Source organism: Streptococcus sp. CCH8-C6 (assembly GCF_001557225.1).
GTDB classification, from domain to species: Bacteria; Bacillota; Bacilli; order Lactobacillales; family Streptococcaceae; genus Streptococcus; species Streptococcus sanguinis_C.
The window spans coordinates 63524-78927 of record NZ_LSJN01000044.1 but is presented as its reverse complement, the minus strand read 5'-3'; the positions used below and the strand labels follow the sequence as shown (position 1 = coordinate 78927).

Below are 15404 nucleotides of genomic sequence, written 5' to 3'. Positions count from 1 at the left end.
AAGTATGGCTACAGAAATTGTAATGCCTAAGCTAGGCTTAACAATGACCGAAGGTCTGATAAATAACTGGCTGGTCAAGGAAGGCGACACCGTAGCTGCTGGTCAGCCTGTCTTGGAAATCAGTTCTGAAAAATTGACCAGCGATGTAGAGGCGCCAAGCGCAGGAGTGATTTTAAAAATTATCAGTCAGGCGGGCGATACTGTCCCGTGCAAGAAAGTAATTGCATGGATTGGTGAAGCAGGAGAATCTATTCCAGGTATGGAGACGGAAGAAGTCTCTGCGAATAAATCAGAAAGTGATAAGGGAGCAGTTGATTCAGAGCCACAGCTAGCTGAAAAAACTGTGGCAGCAAGTTCCAACACTGTTGGAAAAAGTGAACAGGGACGTATTTTTATCACTCCGCTGGCCCGCAAGATTGCTAAGGAAAAAGGATATGATATTTCCATGATTTCAGGAACGGGAGGCAATGGCCGTATTACCCGACGGGATGTGGAAAACTATAAACCAGAGGCGCTTCCAAACCAAACACCTGAAAATAGCTCTGCGATCCTTCAGCCGGCTAGTCAGGCTGACTATGGCGCAGGATTGACAGGCATGCGCAAGACTATTGCGGAGCGGATGATGACCAGTCTCCAGACATCGGCTCAAGTGACCTTGCACCGTAAGGTGGATATCAGTCAGCTGATGGCCTTTAGACAGGATATGAAGGATAAGGTGGCTTCTCCACTAGAAAACGGAGAAATCAGCATCACGACTTTGCTGACAAAGGCAGTTGCCAAGGCGTTGAAAGATCACCCTCAGCTCAATGCTTGGTATTTCAATGGTCAATATCAGGAAGTAGAAGATATTCATATTGGTATCGCGACGGCACTTAGTGATGGTTTGGTGGTTCCGGTCATTCGTCACGTGGATAAGCTAACGCTGGCCGACTTGGGCTTAGCTATCAAAACGGAAGCCAATCAAGCTCGTAAAGGAACTTTGGATCCAGCTCTTTACTCAGGTTCAACCTTCAGTATTACTAATCTCGGGGGAGCAGGGATTGAGTATTTCACTCCTATCCTAAATACACCAGAAGTAGCCATTTTAGGAGTTGGTGCCTTGCAAACGGCGCTGGCTCTTGACAGTCAAGGACAAGTCTACGAGCAGAAATTCCTGCCGCTCAGCTTGACTTTTGACCATCAAGTCGTAGACGGTCAGCCCGCAGCGGAGTTTCTAGCCAGTCTAGCGGACAAATTGGAGTCTCCTTACGACTTGGTTTTCTGATAAAAGAATGAATGGTGAATTTCATTCCTGAATGATAAAGAAAAAGGCCAGCTGTTTATATCACTCATTAACAGTTGGCTTTTATGTATTCTATCATTCTCTTGCTTCAATTTATAATGTTTAGATAAGGAAATGACAGGATGATAGGGAGTAAGTTCTAAGGCTCTAAGTGGGTGAATAAAGCTGCTGTATAAGATAAATTGAATGACGATAACGGGAAAAAATATCAGTGAGGTAGAATATGAAGGTTGCCAAAACACTAGTCTTAGAATATCTAGAGCAAGAATTACTAAAGAATAATAAGCAAGGACTTGAAACGAAAGTAATTGCTGCTGCTTTAGGAATGCAACGCTCAAATGTGAGCACTATTTTGAATCAATTGGTAAAAGAAGGGATACTCGTTAAAGGAAATACACGGCCAGTTCAATACAAGTTAAAAGAGGTATTTGTAGAAAATCCTTTGGATTTTCCAAGCATTATAGGTGAAAATGGCAGCTTGCGAACAGCCATCCAGTTAGCGCAGGCAGCTATTTTATACCCAAATTATGCCCTTCCAGTACTCATTTTATCCGAGATTGGTGCTGGTAGAACTCACTTCGTTAATAAAATGATGGAGTTTGCCATTCAAAATCAAGCGATTAGTAAACCTCAGTTGTTTGAAAAAATCAACTGCTTAGACTATATTGATGTTCTCGATGATTTGGTGAAGTTGTTATTTGGATCAGAGGCAACGAAGTCTGTATTTGAGAAAGTGGCAGAAGGAATTTTATTTATAGATAACATACAAGTTCTATCTTCGGCGGATCAAAATAGATTGATTTCCTGGCTGAATCACAGAGAAGGAGAACAAAAGAGACGTCAGAAGAAAGGTTTGGTAATTATCGGAAGTAGCGCTAAGCTATCTGAACATTTATCCAATAAACTTCCTGTTGTAATCCAGCTGCCTTCTTATCCGAATCGACCGATTAGTGAAAAGCTAGAGTTTCTAAATTACTTTTTAGCTATCGAATCAAAGAATTCTGCGCATGATATTCAAGTGCCGCGTGATGTTATTCATTCCTTCATCCTATCGGCGAATATTAGCAATATAAAAGAATTAGAATATGCAGTTCGAACAGCTTGCGCCAATGCTTTTGTAAGAAGTTTGAGGTCAGATCTAAAAGATTTAACACTTAGTAATGACGATTTGCCCATTCCTTATCAAGGGATTCGGCATTTAGGAAGTCATAATGTAGTTAAAATCGATGAATTGATTGGCAAACGTAAGGTGCTAATTTATGATAAGGAGTTGGGATTGCTGGATTTTCCAGAGCAAGAGTCAGATGATTTATATAACAAAATTAAATCAGAATATACTCAGTTATCAGAAAGAGGCATTGAGCAGGATGATGTTTTTGAGGCAGTGAGAAACTATATTCAAAGCTATATTGAATACAAACCTTTTGTCGAGAAAGAAGATGAGTTAGAAAATCTTAATCAGCTTGAGACGATTGTTTCTGCTGAAGTGATTCAGTTGGTACAAGCCTTTGTTCTATCTGTTCAAAAAGAACTCAATCTAGAGCTTAATTCGACGGCATATTACGGCATCAGTCTTCATGTCAATGCGATGATTAAGCAGAAAGGCTCGTTGAATCGGCAGTTGGATAATGATGCTATTGTGAAAGTGATTCGGGATTATCCAATAGAGTATGCACAATGTTCTAAATTTGCCAGGCAACTAGAAAGAAGATTTCAACTAGCTGTTCCAATAGATGAAATCGTCATCCTAACTATGTTTATTATTGAATCCGAAAAGAAACAAGATAGTCTACGACCTATCTTGCTCTACGTCCTGCACGGTAAAGGGGTTGCCAAGTCCTTGGCTGAGTCAACCAAGATGCTAACCAAAAATAGCCAAGTGTATGGCTTTGATATTCTATTAGAAGAATCTCTAGAGGAAAGCTATCGCAAATTAAAAGAGAGAATTGAGGGACTAGACCAAGGTTTAGGTGTCATCGTTCTCTATGATATGGGATCAATTAAAGAAATGCTGGATAAAATTCGAGAAGAAACTCTGATTAAAATCAGAGAATTTGAAATTCCCATTACTATGATTGGCATGGGGATTGCACGGCGCTGTTTGATAGAAAATGATATTGACAGTGTCTTTCACGCTTTTCATATGGAAATGAATCAGCTTTATAAAAATCGGGACCAAGAAAAAATCATCATTACACTCTGTTATACCAGCGAAGGCGGTTCTCTTCAGCTCAAGCACTATCTTGATCAGTATTCAAAGCTGGGTTACCGTGTCATTGCTTTGTCAGTTGCTAATAAGGAGATGTTGATTGAGGAAGTGATGGCCTTAAGGAAGACCTATCAAGTTCATGCTTTTGTTGGAACTTTCGACCCCCAAATTATGGGTATCCCTTTCATTTCCATTAAAGATGTTTTTGAGCAGCCCAAGGAGCACCTAGATAAGTTATTGATGTTTTTACCGACCTCTGTCAATAGCTACGATTATGAGAAAGTTTACCAATTTTTAGAAGAGCAATTTGTCTATACTTCCTTAGCTAAGATTAAAAAGATTCTTCCTGCTATTTTAGATGAATTTGATTTTTATTATCAGCTGACAGAGGAGCAAACAATAGGCTTGTTTGTCCATATTGCATGTCTGGTGGAGCGAACCCTTTCAGGAGAATGCCTGAAGAAGGGGAGTAAAGAAATTGCTGGTGTTATCGAAAAATTCCCTGATGACTATAAGCATGTTAGGAAAATCATCCGAACAGTAGAGCGAAGCTTTAAGATTCTTATAGATGACGCAGAAATTAGTGTTTTAATTCAGATGCTGCGCAAATTATAAAATTGTATGTTAGAGTAGCAAACCAATAAAAAAGCACCTAACTCTCATTACCCTTTTTAGTCGGGATTTGCACTTCCGATTTCTGTGGTAATGTTGTGATTTAGATGCTTTTTTTACATGTGCTCTTGCACAAGATTATGAAGCCATTTCCCTGAGAAGACACGAGGGATACCCCAGATTGGTTTGAGAATATCTTCGCCATTTATCACAAGAAAGATTAGCCAAATGGGAGCCTGCAGGCTAACTAGGACATAGCCAAGTGGAATGCTGAAGAGCCAAACAGGTAAAATATCTAGCAGGCAGGCATAGTTGGTATCGCCTCCGCTACGTAAAATCCCGACGATTAAAACAACACTAAAAGCTTTTGGGATAAACAACAGGGCATTTAATTGAATCATCAAGATGGTTAGCTGCTCTGTCTGATTACTTAAATTGTAGAGTTTCAGGGCTAAGGGCATGGCCCAGATGAGTAGGATGCTGACGATGAGCCCGATGAGAGGTAATAGAAGTAAGAAGCGCTTGGCATCTTGTAAGGCTTTTTCTACTTGATTCTCTCCGATGGTATTGCCTAGCATAACAGCTACGGCATTTCCCGCACCGCGTACAAAGACAAAACCAATTTGGGCAATAGCGCTAGCAATCTGGGTGGAGGCCACCACTTCAGTACCTAATAGTCCGATAATAGCCAAGCCAATTGATGTTCCAAGAGACCAGGCGCCTTCATTGAAGACGACTGGCAAGGTTTTTTTCAAAAATTGATAAACGAAGTCTTTGTGAAAGGCAAAGAGTTCAGCTATGCTAGCGGCTCCAGCCATCCTTGTTCGATAGACACCAAAGACTAACCAGCAAAGCTCCAGCAATCGAGCTATAAAGGTGGCAATAGCAGCACCAACTAGTCCAAGTTTAGGAAACCCAATCAGTCCAAAAATAAGGACGGCATTGCCAATGATATTGGTCGCCATGGATAGGAGACTTGCAAGAGTTGGTAAGAAAACTTCGTTACTACAGCGACACATAGTAGCCAGAGAAGTTGTAATAGCTGTCATCAGGTAGGTCCAGGAGACGATAGATAAGTACTGGGCGCCCAACTCAATAGCTTCGGTATCATGAATATAAAAACCAATCAGTTGCTTGGGAAAAAGTAAAGCGACTAAGGTAAAGGAAGCGGAGATGAGTCCGCTCAGCATATAGACCAATCCCAAGGTTTTTCTCATATCAGCAATTCGCTGGGCTCCCCAGTATTGGGCCATGAAGACAGAAGCTCCGCTACCGATACCAAACTGTACAATAGTCAAGAGAAAGAAAATCTGGTTGGCAGCACCAGCAGCTGCGATTTGTTTTTCCCCTAGCTGTCCAATCATGACAACATCAGCTAGATTGACAGCGCTGGCCAGTAGAAATTGAAGAGAAAACGGTAGACTGAGACGTAAGAATTGTTTCAGAAATGTTTTCTTTTCACTCACTCTCCCACCTCCTTTCGTTTCAAATAGGATAAGCAATCAGTATGTCCAGTAAACTGATGTCTAGAAAGTTTCTGCTTTTTTTGAATTGGATGCTTCTGATTCCTCATAAACTTCGCTCTTTCTACCTGATAGCTTGAAATAAGCCTCAAGTTTAGTGATAATAGGCAATTTGATCAACAAAAATTTGACAACCTTTGTCAGCTTCTATTTGAACTTCTACATTCTTCAATTCCTTTTCAGGATAAGGATTTTGGATTGGAAAGGCAAAGAAAGTCTGGCCGTCTTTTTGATAAGGTTTGGTGCTAAGCGAGACTTCAAATAATTGCTCATCTACTTTATAGATAGGTTCACCAGGTAAAGGGTTGGTATTGGTAGACCGATCCCAGTCAACACTTGTTTTGCCAATGTTTTCTCCAAAGATAATGGGAACAGTAAACTCGGTTTGATCAGTATAGGTTAGTAGGATATTGCCGATTTGATAGGTTTCCATTTCGGGGAAGACACCGTCCACAAACCATTGGTATTCCACAAAATAGTCAGTAGCATAGCCAATTTCAATCCAGCTGGGATGCGCCAGTGCTTCAAGACTGCGCGTGTGGTTTTGCAGGTCGGGATAGTGGTAATGGAAGAGATAAGATAAGGTTTTATCACGGATAGTCGCATAGTCTTCATCACGATAGTCATGATTCCAAAACATCTCGTATGCATAGGCCAAGCCGAAGAAAATGACATTTCTCTGCAGGATTACCTCATTTAAGGTGCTCCAGTTGGATATGATAGCTCCCTTGCTGCCCTTCTTCAAGTGCTCAGCCCAATGTGGAAAGAGATAGCCTTCAAAATTACCATAACGGATGTTAAAGCCTTCTTCCAAGACTTCATCTTCCAGTTTTTCATCCAAACTCCAGAGCCAGTGAAGAATTTCGACATCTTTGGGAATCTGGTGAATGGACTGCCAGGTTGCCGGCATGATGCCAACTTTTTTGCCTGTATCTTTTTTGAACTGGGGGGTATACATGACGATTTCTGCTCCACCAAAAGGCCCTGCATCAGGAACGATAGCATTTTTCAGTAACTTGTCTCCCCAAATCATGGTTCGGACATTTTTCTGCTTGAGATAGTCATAAATCTTGTTAATGTCTTCTGCGAAGATGTCTGCTCCAGACTTCCCTTTGCAGCGCTCACACATGGCAATTGAATAGTATTCATCATGCCCGATATTGATGACTTCAGGTTCAAAGACCTCAATGATTTCATCCAGAACATCAAAGAGGAGTTCATAAGAGGCAGGATTTGATGGACAGTAAGTGTCCGGATAAGGATCTTCAGGGATTTCTGCGATTTCAGGGTGGCCAAGCATCAGGTAGTCACAGTGGCCAAGAGAGGGAACCTCAGGAATCACTTCAAAAAATCGTTCCTTACAGTAGAGGAGCAGATCTTTCACATCATTTTGACTTAGAAACTCCCCGTCACCATTTTCCATGTGAATGGCATTCTTGTACCAAGGGAAGGTATAGTCTTGGATTTCTTTGGTCTTGCCAGAGTATTCAGCCATATCAGCACAATATTTAATCCACTCCTGATTAATTTCAGGGTGTTTTTTATATTCCATAGCACCACCGATTTCAATCATGAGGGTATTGTACTTGAAGAAAGCAAGCATATCCACAAATTGCTTGAAGAAATCCATATTCTTATGAGACGGTAAAAATACCTTGAGGCCACGCTCGGAACAGACGGGTTCATCGTAGGCTAAGCCATAAGGCAAGTAGCCATCCTGCAACATTTGGATAATCGAAATTGCCCCATAAAATAAGCCGCGTTGGGACAAGGCATAAACGAAAATGCCGTCTTGAGCAATCTTTACGATGTGCGCTTCAGGGTCGGATGGATAGGGAAGTGAAAAGGACTGCATGACCTCTTGTCCGACTTCTCGGGAAATCCCTTCTATGAAATGAATAGCAGGGAAAGCTAGCTGGCCATCATTTCTTGCTTTTGGATGAGCCAGTAAAGTGTCGGTTAAAATGGGCAGAGGGCTGAATATTTGAGTTTCTTTAGTGAAATAGCGACCGCTGTTTTCTTGTTTCCAATATTGAGGTGTGATGCCTTGTTTCATAATCTACTCCTTGAACTATCTGGATATCTGCGAGTCATAAAAAATCTGGGCGCAGAAAAGAAGGTATGGATCGGATTTGCTTTTTACTGAGTTTTCACTTTTCTAGCCTTCTCAATTTCCCCTTGAATCTTATAAAGATTTTCCGAAAGGCGACCAAAGTAGAGAAGCTCTCCCATCCACTTGATGAGCTTGCTTTTTGAATTTTTTGTCAATTTATTTTGTTCTTGTTCTAGCGTAACCTCAAGCCCTTTTGAGCAAGGCTTGGTCTTGTAGGAAGTAATCGTTTTTTCACTGTGGGACGAGATTTGAATGACGTAGGTTTCATGGCGACGATAGTCCAGAATCTCATAATCAGTCTTGGTATAGACATTGTCTGACAATTTTGAGTAACGAAGTCCTTTCTTTAACCTATCTATCTTTTTTGTTTGATTGTCAGTTTGATTGATTTGATTCAGAAACTCGCTTTCCAAGAAGTCATAAAATTCATCTGAAGTGACTTGAAGTTCTCTAATAATCTTCATAAATTAAGTATATAATAAGCCCTTGTGGAAAGTAACCCCTTCAGGGAAATGAGACGGTTTTTAGCGCTTTTTTATACTCTTTAGCTTTGTGTTATACATTATCATAAAAAACGATTATTTTTTATACACTAATTTTACGATAGGTTCTAAAATATATTAAGGGAACTATTTAAAAATAGCGAGTGCCAGCAGTAAAGCACGCAAGAAACGATTGCTGTAATTTTTTTATAACAAATTGAGTATGAATGGCATTTGAAAATGGATACACTAAGCTAGAAAACTGTATATTAAGAAAATATAAACGCTTTTGACAGTGGAATAGAGCTATAGTAAACTGTGGGTAAGAAGTCAACTGGAAAGGAGGAGCTTGTATGGAAGAATGGAATAGTTCAGCGGAGATTATTGCCATGTCCTTAATTGCTAATTCTGGTGCAGCCCGATCCTTAGCTTTTGAAGCACTTAAAAAAGCAAAACTAGCAGAATTCGATGCAGCTAAGGAATTAATGGATGAGGCAAATAGTGTTATTTTAAAGGCCCATCATTCCCAAACAGATTTATTGCAGGAAGAAGCACAAGGAAACGGTCATCAGTTGAGTATACTGCTTGTTCATGCGCAAGACCATTTTATGACCAGTCTTTTGGCCATTGACCTTATCACTGAGATGATTGAGCTGTATTCCAATCGAGAAGGAGAAAGACAATGAAAATCTTATTAATATGTGCAGCTGGTATGTCCACGAGCATCCTGATGAAAAAAATGGAGCAATATGCAAATGACCAAGGTATTGACCTCGATATCAAAGCGGTCGGATTGATGGACTATCAAGATTATGCTCAGGATTATGATGTGATTTTATTAGGCCCTCAGGTCTCTTATAAACTTGATTCGGTCAAAGAGACAGTATCAAAACCTGTTGCTACCATTCCAGCCATGGATTATGCAATGGGAGATTGTAAGAATATCTTTCAATTAATTAAAGCAATATCTTAAGGAGGTTTTTCTAATGGAAAAATTCTTTAACAGTAAATTTATGACCAAACTTCAGGAAATTGGTTATAAACTGGCCAACAATGTGTTTATACAGTCTTTACAAGCTGGATTAGGATCTCTCTTGGGATTGATTACCGTGGGTTCCTTATTTCAAGTCTTAGCTGCAATTGGAAACGAAACAGCTCTAGGTTGGTTCAAAACAGGGGATGCAGTGTATAATACATTGACCTTGCCTTTCCGCTATTCAATGGATTTTATCTCTATCTGGGTTGCTATCTTCTTTGCTTATCATTATGCTAAGAATTTGAAATTGAAATCTCCTATTATGGCCGCGGTTGATACAGCAGTTACTTTCATGCTGGTAGCAGGAGCTTTTGTTGATACTGAAAAATTCTCCGGACTACAATTAGACTATCTTGGGTCACAAGGTATGTTCATCAGCTTCTTCATTGTCTTTGTAGTCGTACAGATTGAAAAATTCTGCTATGAAAAAGATATTAAAATTAAGATGCCAGATGTAGTACCGCAATTTCTTCAAGATAGTTTTGGATCTATTTTGCCAGTATTTTTCTCCATTACTCTCTTTCTCTTACTGAATGTTGGTATTGGTGCTTTGACAGCAGGAGCTTATAATGTTCCGTCTGGTTTTATGGCTCTCTTGCGTGCACCGCTTGGTGCTGTATCATCTGTACCAGGGATTGTGATGCTTTGTATGTTAGCGCTAGTTCTTTGGTGCTTCGGTATTCATGGTACCCTCATCATTATTCCAATCATTTCTCCACTTGGGATTCAAGCGGCAACGACCAATGCTGCTCTTCATGCGAACGGTCAGCCAATGCAATTCTTCCCAGTCTTACTCTACACTTCCATGGCTTTAGTTGGTGGTACAGGGAATACCTGGGCACTAGTCCTGATGGGCTTGCGCTCAAAATCCAAACAAATCAGTGCCGTATCTAAGATTTCCCTCATTCCTGGATGGTTTGGCATCAACGAGCCAGTAACATTTGGTATGCCAATTATGTTCAACCCAATTCTTTGTATCCCTTATGTACTCAATGTTCCAATTATGATGATTTTGACTTATTTTGCTTACAAAACAGGCTTTATCATTCCAGCTTGGATTGTTGTCAGCGCTCAGTTGCCAATGGGCTTTAGTAACTATCTGACAACCCTTCGTTGGCAAAACTTCGTTTGGGACTATATCTTGATTTTGCCAGCTATGTTAATCTACTATCCATTCTTCAAGAAATACGAAGAGCAATTGGTTAAGCAAGAAGCTGAAGCGGAAGCAATAGAAGCCAAAGGAGGTGCAGCAGCTTGATTGATGTGACAAAATTTTCTAGAGACTTTCTCTGGGGATCGGCTTCAGCTGCCTATCAAGTTGAAGGAGCTTGGGATGAAGATGGTAAGAGTCTGTCTATCTGGGACGTCTTTGTTCGCCAGCCTAATAGGACTTTTAAAAACACGACTGGCGACGTGGCTGTGGACCATTATCATCACTATAAAGAAGATGTTAAACTGATGGCAGAAATGGGTCTGAAAGCTTATCGTTTTTCTATTGCTTGGACCCGTATTTTGCCTGAGGGACGAGGAGAGGTCAATCAAAAAGGGATTGAATTTTATTCAAATTTGATTGATGAACTTCTCAAATACAATATTGAACCCATTATTACAATCTATCACTGGGATTTACCTCAAGTACTGCAAGATGAGTACGGCGGTTGGGAATCCAGAAAAATAATTGACGATTTCCTGTATTATGCAGAGGTTCTCTTTGAAAACTTTGGAGATAGAGTGAAATATTGGATTGGACTTAACGAGCAAAATGTCTTTGTTGGACTAGGCTATCGGGATGGTCATTTTCCACCAGGAATCAAAAATATTCAGTTAATGCATCAGGTAAATCACATTGTCAACTTGGCTAATGCAACGATTATCAAACGATTCCATGATTTGAAAATAAAAGGTCAAATCGGTCCAAGCTTTGCTTTTCCTGTCCTCTATGCTCTGGATAATCAGCCAGAGAATGTTCTAGCCATGGAGAAATCTTTGGATGTCAATGTTTGGTATTGGATGGATGCTTATTTATTGGGACGTTATCCAAGGACAGCTCTAGCATATTTGAGAAATCAATTCGGTATAGAATTAGATATCCGAGAAGGAGATTTAGATATTTTAAAAGCAGGCCGTCCAGATTTCGTAGGCGTTAACTATTACCAATCCCATACTTTTTCTGCTAATGTACCGAATGCTGAAGCTGGAGAGCCAGACCAGTTTAAGCATGTGCCAAACGAACACTTAGAGCGTACTAGCTGGGAGTGGGAAATAGATCCAATTGGTTTGCGAATTGCTTTACGGCGGATTACCAGTAGATATGACATTCCTATTATGATAACTGAAAATGGACTAGGAGAGTATGATACCTTAACGGAAGATAGAAAGATACATGACCCATATCGGATTGAATATCTTGATAATCATATTACAGCTGTACAAAATGCCATCGAAGATGGTTGCCAAGTCATCGGCTATTGTACATGGTCTTTCACAGATTTACTTTCATGGCTTAATGGCTATGGCAAGCGTTATGGATTTGTTTATGTAGACCGTGATGAGGAAGAAGGTGGTAGTCTAGAGCGGATTCGAAAAGATAGTTTTTATTGGTATCAAAAATTAATTAAAGAATTTGAGAATAAAAGAGATAACAGTAGGAGTCATTCATAGAAAAAAGCCAGCAGTTTATATCTCCATAAACCGCTGGCCTGTCTTTTTTATTTTTCCCGCATTTGACCTTGTGGGAAGTAGGTTCCTTCTGGCATGTCGTTAATAATGACATGAACAGCAGACTGAGGTGCGCCAGTATTTCTGACAACGGCTTCAGTTACTTCCTTGGCAAGAGCTTTTTTCTGCTCTAGAGTGCGTCCTTCAAATAAATCAATTCTAACAAATGGCATATTTTCTGCCTCCTTTATTTCGTTATTATTATTTTATCACAAATGAGGTTTTAAAGAGTAGTGAATTATGGTAAAATAATGTGAAGTAAAAATGGAGATAGTGAATTAGCAAAGATTTAAATTATGGCTCAGTTATACTACAAATATGGCACGATGAATTCGGGCAAGACCATTGAGATTTTAAAAGTAGCCCACAATTATGAAGAACAAGGCAAGAGCGTAGTTATCATGACCTCGGCTGTTGATACCCGCGACGGTTTTGGTGTCGTCTCTAGTCGTATCGGCATGAAACGAAATGCCATAGCTATTGAAGAACAGACAGATATCTTTGGTTATATCCAGCAGCTGCCTGAAAAGCCTTATTGTGTTTTGATTGATGAGGCTCAGTTCTTAAAACGCCATCATGTCTATGATTTGGCTAGAGTGGTGGATGAGCTGGATGTTCCAGTTATGGCTTTTGGTCTGAAGAACGATTTTCGCAATGAACTCTTCGAAGGTTCCAAGCACCTCTTGCTCTTGGCTGACAAGATTGAGGAAATTAAAACTATTTGCCAATATTGCTCTCGTAAGGCCACCATGGTTTTACGGACTGATAACGGAAAGCCGGTTTATGACGGAGAGCAGATCAAAATTGGCGGCCACGAGACCTATATCTCAGTCTGCCGCAAGCACTATTTTAACCCAGATATTAAGTAATCCAACGATAGAAAAAAAGGAGATGATGAAAAATCTATGAACATCTTTGAACAGTTACAAGCGGTTGAAGATCGCTACGAAGAGCTTGGTGAACTCCTAAGTGACCCTGATGTAGTCAGCGATACCAAGCGTTTTATGGACCTTTCTAAGGAAGAAGCCAGCACCCGAGATACAGTGACGGCATACCGGGAGTATAAAAAAGTCCTGCAAAACATCACAGACGCTGAAGAAATGATAAAAGACGCCTCTGGTGATGCTGACTTAGAAGAAATGGCCAAGCAGGAGCTCAAGGATGCTAAGGCTGAAAAAGAAGAATACGAGGAAAAACTAAAAATCCTTCTTTTACCTAAGGATCCAAACGATGATAAGAACATTATCCTTGAAATCCGCGGTGCTGCGGGAGGAGACGAAGCGCAGTTGTTTGCCGGTGATCTCTTGCAGATGTATCAAAAATATGCTGAAAGCCAAGGTTGGCGCTTTGAAGTCATGGAGGCATCTTATAATGGTGTAGGCGGGATCAAGGAAGTGGTCGCTATGGTCTCAGGTCAGTCGGTCTACTCAAAGCTTAAGTATGAATCTGGCGCTCACCGCGTACAGCGAGTTCCAGTAACCGAAAGCCAAGGTCGTGTTCATACTTCAACAGCAACTGTCTTGGTGATGCCTGAAATCGAAGAAGTAGAATACGACATTGATCCTAAAGATTTGCGGGTGGATATCTACCATGCTTCAGGTGCTGGCGGACAGAATGTCAATAAGGTTGCGACTGCTGTTCGAATCGTTCACTTGCCTACCAATATCAAGGTCGAAATGCAGGAAGAGCGGACCCAGCAGAAGAATAGAGATAAGGCTATGAAAATCATCCGAGCTCGTGTAGCAGACCACTTTGCTCAAATCGCTCAAGATGAGCAGGATGCAGAGCGCAAGTCCACAATTGGTACAGGTGATCGCTCAGAGCGGATTCGCACCTATAATTTTCCGCAAAACCGGGTGACAGACCACCGTATTGGCTTGACATTGCAAAAGCTGGACACGATTTTAGCTGGCAAACTGGATGAAGTTGTTGACGCTCTGGTTCTCTATGACCAAACGCAAAAACTAGAAGAGCTGAATAAATAATGACATTGGCTCAATATTTGGCGGAGCTAGAGCAGGAGTTAGTAGCAGCGGGAGAAGAAGCAGAAAGCCTGTCTTTCGTTTATCGAGCTCTCAATAAGCTCTCCTTTACCGACTTTGTTCTCAAACTTAGGGCAGAAGTAAGTCAAAAAGACCGTGACCAGCTAAAAGCTATTCAAGAGCAGCTGCTTGTTCACAAGCCAGCCCAGTATATCATTGGCAGCAGTGACTTTCACGGCCTGACTCTCAAGGTGGATGAGCGGGTTCTGATTCCAAGGCCTGAGACGGAGGAGCTAGTGGAGCTGATTTTGTCAGAAAATCCCGAAAGTTCTCTGTCTGTCTTGGATATCGGAACGGGTAGCGGAGCCATTGCTCTGGCACTGGCAAACAGCCGTCCAAACTGGCAGATTACTGCTTCTGATCTCTCGGATGATGCTCTTGCCTTGGCAGCAGAAAACGCTCAGTCCTGCGAACTTAACCTTGCTTTTGTCCAATCCGATTGCTTGGATTCGATTCAAGGAAAATTTGACATTATCGTCTCCAACCCGCCCTATATTTCAGAAGCAGATAAAGACGAAGTTGGACTCAATGTTTTGACCTCAGAGCCTCACATTGCCCTCTTTGCTGAGGAAGATGGCTATGCCGTCTATCGGAAAATAGCCGAGCAAGCAGGAGACTATCTGACAAAAAAAGGAAAAATCTATCTGGAAATTGGTTACAAGCAAGGAGATGGCATCAGGGAGTTGCTGGAAAAAAACTTCCCTCAAAAACGAATCCGAGTCCTGAAAGATCAATTTGGCAAAGATAGAATGGTGGCGATGGACAATGGATAAGATAGAAAAGACTCTGGTAGCAGGTGGAGCGGTTGTCCTGCCGACAGAAACTGTTTATGGCCTCTTTGCTCAGGCTTTAAATGAAGAGGCAGTTGAGCGAGTCTACGAATTAAAACGAAGACCTCGTGACAAGGCTCTTAATCTCAATGTGGCTAGCATAGAAGAGATTTATGCTTTTTCTAAGAACCAGCCCAGTTATCTGAAGCAACTCTATCAAGCCTTTCTGCCTGGGCCGCTGACTATTATCCTCCAAGCCAATGACCGAGTGCCGACTTGGATCAACTCAGGTATGGAAACTGTGGGCTTTCGGATTCCTAAGCATCCGGTTACGCTTGACTTGATTCGCAAGTACGGTCCCTTGATTGGTCCATCCGCCAATCTTTCTGGAAAAGCTAGTGGAACTTCTTTCCAGCAGATTATGATGGATTTTCAAGAAGAGATCTCAGGTGTAGAAGATGATGCATCTTTGACAGGTCAGGATTCAACTATTCTGGACTTGTCTGGAGAAAAGGCACTCATTTTACGCCAAGGGGCAATCACGCGCGAGTATATTCTCGCCCAAGTAAATGATATAAATTTTTAACTTTAGGACCTAAGGTCCTATTTTCGCAAAA

At 41.1% G+C, this 15404-nt stretch carries 14 protein-coding genes; 10 read left to right on the top strand and 4 right to left on the bottom strand.

Annotated elements, in window-relative coordinates; all coding sequences use genetic code 11:
* Positions 1-4 precede the first annotated feature (4 nt).
* Together AX677_RS05115 and AX677_RS05110 are read left to right on the top strand one after the other, a co-directional pair.
* Positions 5-1264 (top strand): dihydrolipoamide acetyltransferase family protein, encoded by a 1260-nt coding sequence (locus tag AX677_RS05115; protein ID WP_060976386.1) that lies wholly within the window; start codon positions 5-7, stop codon positions 1262-1264.
* 241 nt (positions 1265-1505) lie between these two features.
* Positions 1506-4106, top strand: coding sequence for a PRD domain-containing protein (locus AX677_RS05110; RefSeq protein WP_060976385.1), 2601 nt, complete (start codon positions 1506-1508; stop codon positions 4104-4106).
* Between the two features lie 113 nt (positions 4107-4219).
* Here AX677_RS05110 and AX677_RS05105 read toward each other — a convergent pair whose 3' ends face one another.
* From AX677_RS05105 to AX677_RS05095, 3 genes are all read right to left on the bottom strand, one after another.
* Positions 4220-5605, bottom strand: coding sequence for an MATE family efflux transporter (locus AX677_RS05105; RefSeq protein WP_060976384.1), 1386 nt, complete (start codon positions 5603-5605; stop codon positions 4220-4222).
* A 115-nt stretch (positions 5606-5720) separates the two neighbouring features.
* Entirely contained in the window at positions 5721-7682 is a 1962-nt protein-coding gene (locus AX677_RS05100) for a family 20 glycosylhydrolase (RefSeq protein WP_060976383.1), read from the bottom strand.
* An 83-nt stretch (positions 7683-7765) separates the two neighbouring features.
* Positions 7766-8203, bottom strand: a complete 438-nt coding sequence (locus AX677_RS05095) for a DUF3284 domain-containing protein (protein WP_060976382.1) — start codon at positions 8201-8203, stop codon at positions 7766-7768.
* A gap of 371 nt (positions 8204-8574) precedes the next feature.
* Here AX677_RS05095 and AX677_RS05090 point away from each other — a divergent pair, with 371 nt between their 5' ends.
* Genes AX677_RS05090 through AX677_RS05075 form a run of 4 tightly spaced genes read left to right on the top strand, consistent with a single transcriptional unit; the run spans position 8575 to position 11918 of the window.
* Complete coding sequence (locus AX677_RS05090) at positions 8575-8907, top strand: PTS lactose/cellobiose transporter subunit IIA (protein ID WP_002895529.1); 333 nt, start codon at positions 8575-8577, stop codon at positions 8905-8907.
* Positions 8904-9194: a PTS sugar transporter subunit IIB gene (locus AX677_RS05085; protein WP_002909758.1), complete on the top strand. Its 291-nt coding sequence runs from the start codon at positions 8904-8906 to the stop codon at positions 9192-9194. Before AX677_RS05090 ends, AX677_RS05085 begins: the two co-directional genes overlap by 4 nt.
* 13 nt (positions 9195-9207) lie before the next feature.
* Positions 9208-10515: a PTS sugar transporter subunit IIC gene (locus tag AX677_RS05080; protein WP_060976381.1), complete on the top strand. Its 1308-nt coding sequence runs from the start codon at positions 9208-9210 to the stop codon at positions 10513-10515.
* Positions 10512-11918 carry a glycoside hydrolase family 1 protein gene (locus AX677_RS05075; protein WP_060976380.1) on the top strand — a complete coding sequence of 469 codons (1407 nt, stop codon included), beginning with the start codon at positions 10512-10514 and terminating at the stop codon, positions 11916-11918. Before AX677_RS05080 ends, AX677_RS05075 begins: the two co-directional genes overlap by 4 nt.
* A gap of 47 nt (positions 11919-11965) precedes the next feature.
* On the opposite strand, the gene AX677_RS05070 is transcribed toward AX677_RS05075, so the two are convergent.
* On the bottom strand, positions 11966-12166 hold the full coding sequence (locus tag AX677_RS05070; protein ID WP_223310287.1) for a 4-oxalocrotonate tautomerase: 201 nt from the start codon (positions 12164-12166) through the stop codon (positions 11966-11968).
* 105 nt (positions 12167-12271) lie between these two features.
* Here AX677_RS05070 and AX677_RS05065 point away from each other — a divergent pair, with 105 nt between their 5' ends.
* Genes AX677_RS05065 through AX677_RS05050 form a run of 4 tightly spaced genes read left to right on the top strand, consistent with a single transcriptional unit; the run spans position 12272 to position 15373 of the window.
* Entirely contained in the window at positions 12272-12844 is a 573-nt protein-coding gene (locus AX677_RS05065; protein ID WP_002902887.1) for a thymidine kinase, read from the top strand.
* Between the two features lie 36 nt (positions 12845-12880).
* Positions 12881-13960: a peptide chain release factor 1 gene (gene prfA, locus AX677_RS05060; protein ID WP_060976379.1), complete on the top strand. Its 1080-nt coding sequence runs from the start codon at positions 12881-12883 to the stop codon at positions 13958-13960.
* Positions 13960-14790: a peptide chain release factor N(5)-glutamine methyltransferase gene (prmC, locus tag AX677_RS05055; protein ID WP_060976378.1), complete on the top strand. Its 831-nt coding sequence runs from the start codon at positions 13960-13962 to the stop codon at positions 14788-14790. The genes prfA and prmC overlap by 1 nt, the downstream gene beginning before the upstream one ends.
* Complete coding sequence (locus AX677_RS05050) at positions 14783-15373, top strand: L-threonylcarbamoyladenylate synthase (protein WP_011836953.1); 591 nt, start codon at positions 14783-14785, stop codon at positions 15371-15373. The genes prmC and AX677_RS05050 overlap by 8 nt, the downstream gene beginning before the upstream one ends.
* Positions 15374-15404: the final 31 nt, after the last annotated feature.

Bases quoted from the DNA above. Each gene is read 5' to 3' on its own strand.
- AX677_RS05115 (WP_060976386.1), top strand. From the start codon at position 5: ATGGCTACAGAAATTGTAATGCCTAAGCTAGGCTTAACAATGACCGAA.
- AX677_RS05110 (WP_060976385.1), top strand. From the start codon at position 1,506: ATGAAGGTTGCCAAAACACTAGTCTTAGAATATCTAGAGCAAGAATTA.
- AX677_RS05100 (WP_060976383.1), bottom strand. From the start codon at position 7,682: ATGAAACAAGGCATCACACCTCAATATTGGAAACAAGAAAACAGCGGT.
- AX677_RS05095 (WP_060976382.1), bottom strand. From the start codon at position 8,203: ATGAAGATTATTAGAGAACTTCAAGTCACTTCAGATGAATTTTATGAC.
- AX677_RS05090 (WP_002895529.1), top strand. From the start codon at position 8,575: ATGGAAGAATGGAATAGTTCAGCGGAGATTATTGCCATGTCCTTAATT.
- AX677_RS05085 (WP_002909758.1), top strand. From the start codon at position 8,904: ATGAAAATCTTATTAATATGTGCAGCTGGTATGTCCACGAGCATCCTG.
- AX677_RS05080 (WP_060976381.1), top strand. From the start codon at position 9,208: ATGGAAAAATTCTTTAACAGTAAATTTATGACCAAACTTCAGGAAATT.
- AX677_RS05065 (WP_002902887.1), top strand. From the start codon at position 12,272: ATGGCTCAGTTATACTACAAATATGGCACGATGAATTCGGGCAAGACC.
- prfA (WP_060976379.1), top strand. From the start codon at position 12,881: ATGAACATCTTTGAACAGTTACAAGCGGTTGAAGATCGCTACGAAGAG.
- prmC (WP_060976378.1), top strand. From the start codon at position 13,960: ATGACATTGGCTCAATATTTGGCGGAGCTAGAGCAGGAGTTAGTAGCA.
- AX677_RS05050 (WP_011836953.1), top strand. From the start codon at position 14,783: ATGGATAAGATAGAAAAGACTCTGGTAGCAGGTGGAGCGGTTGTCCTG.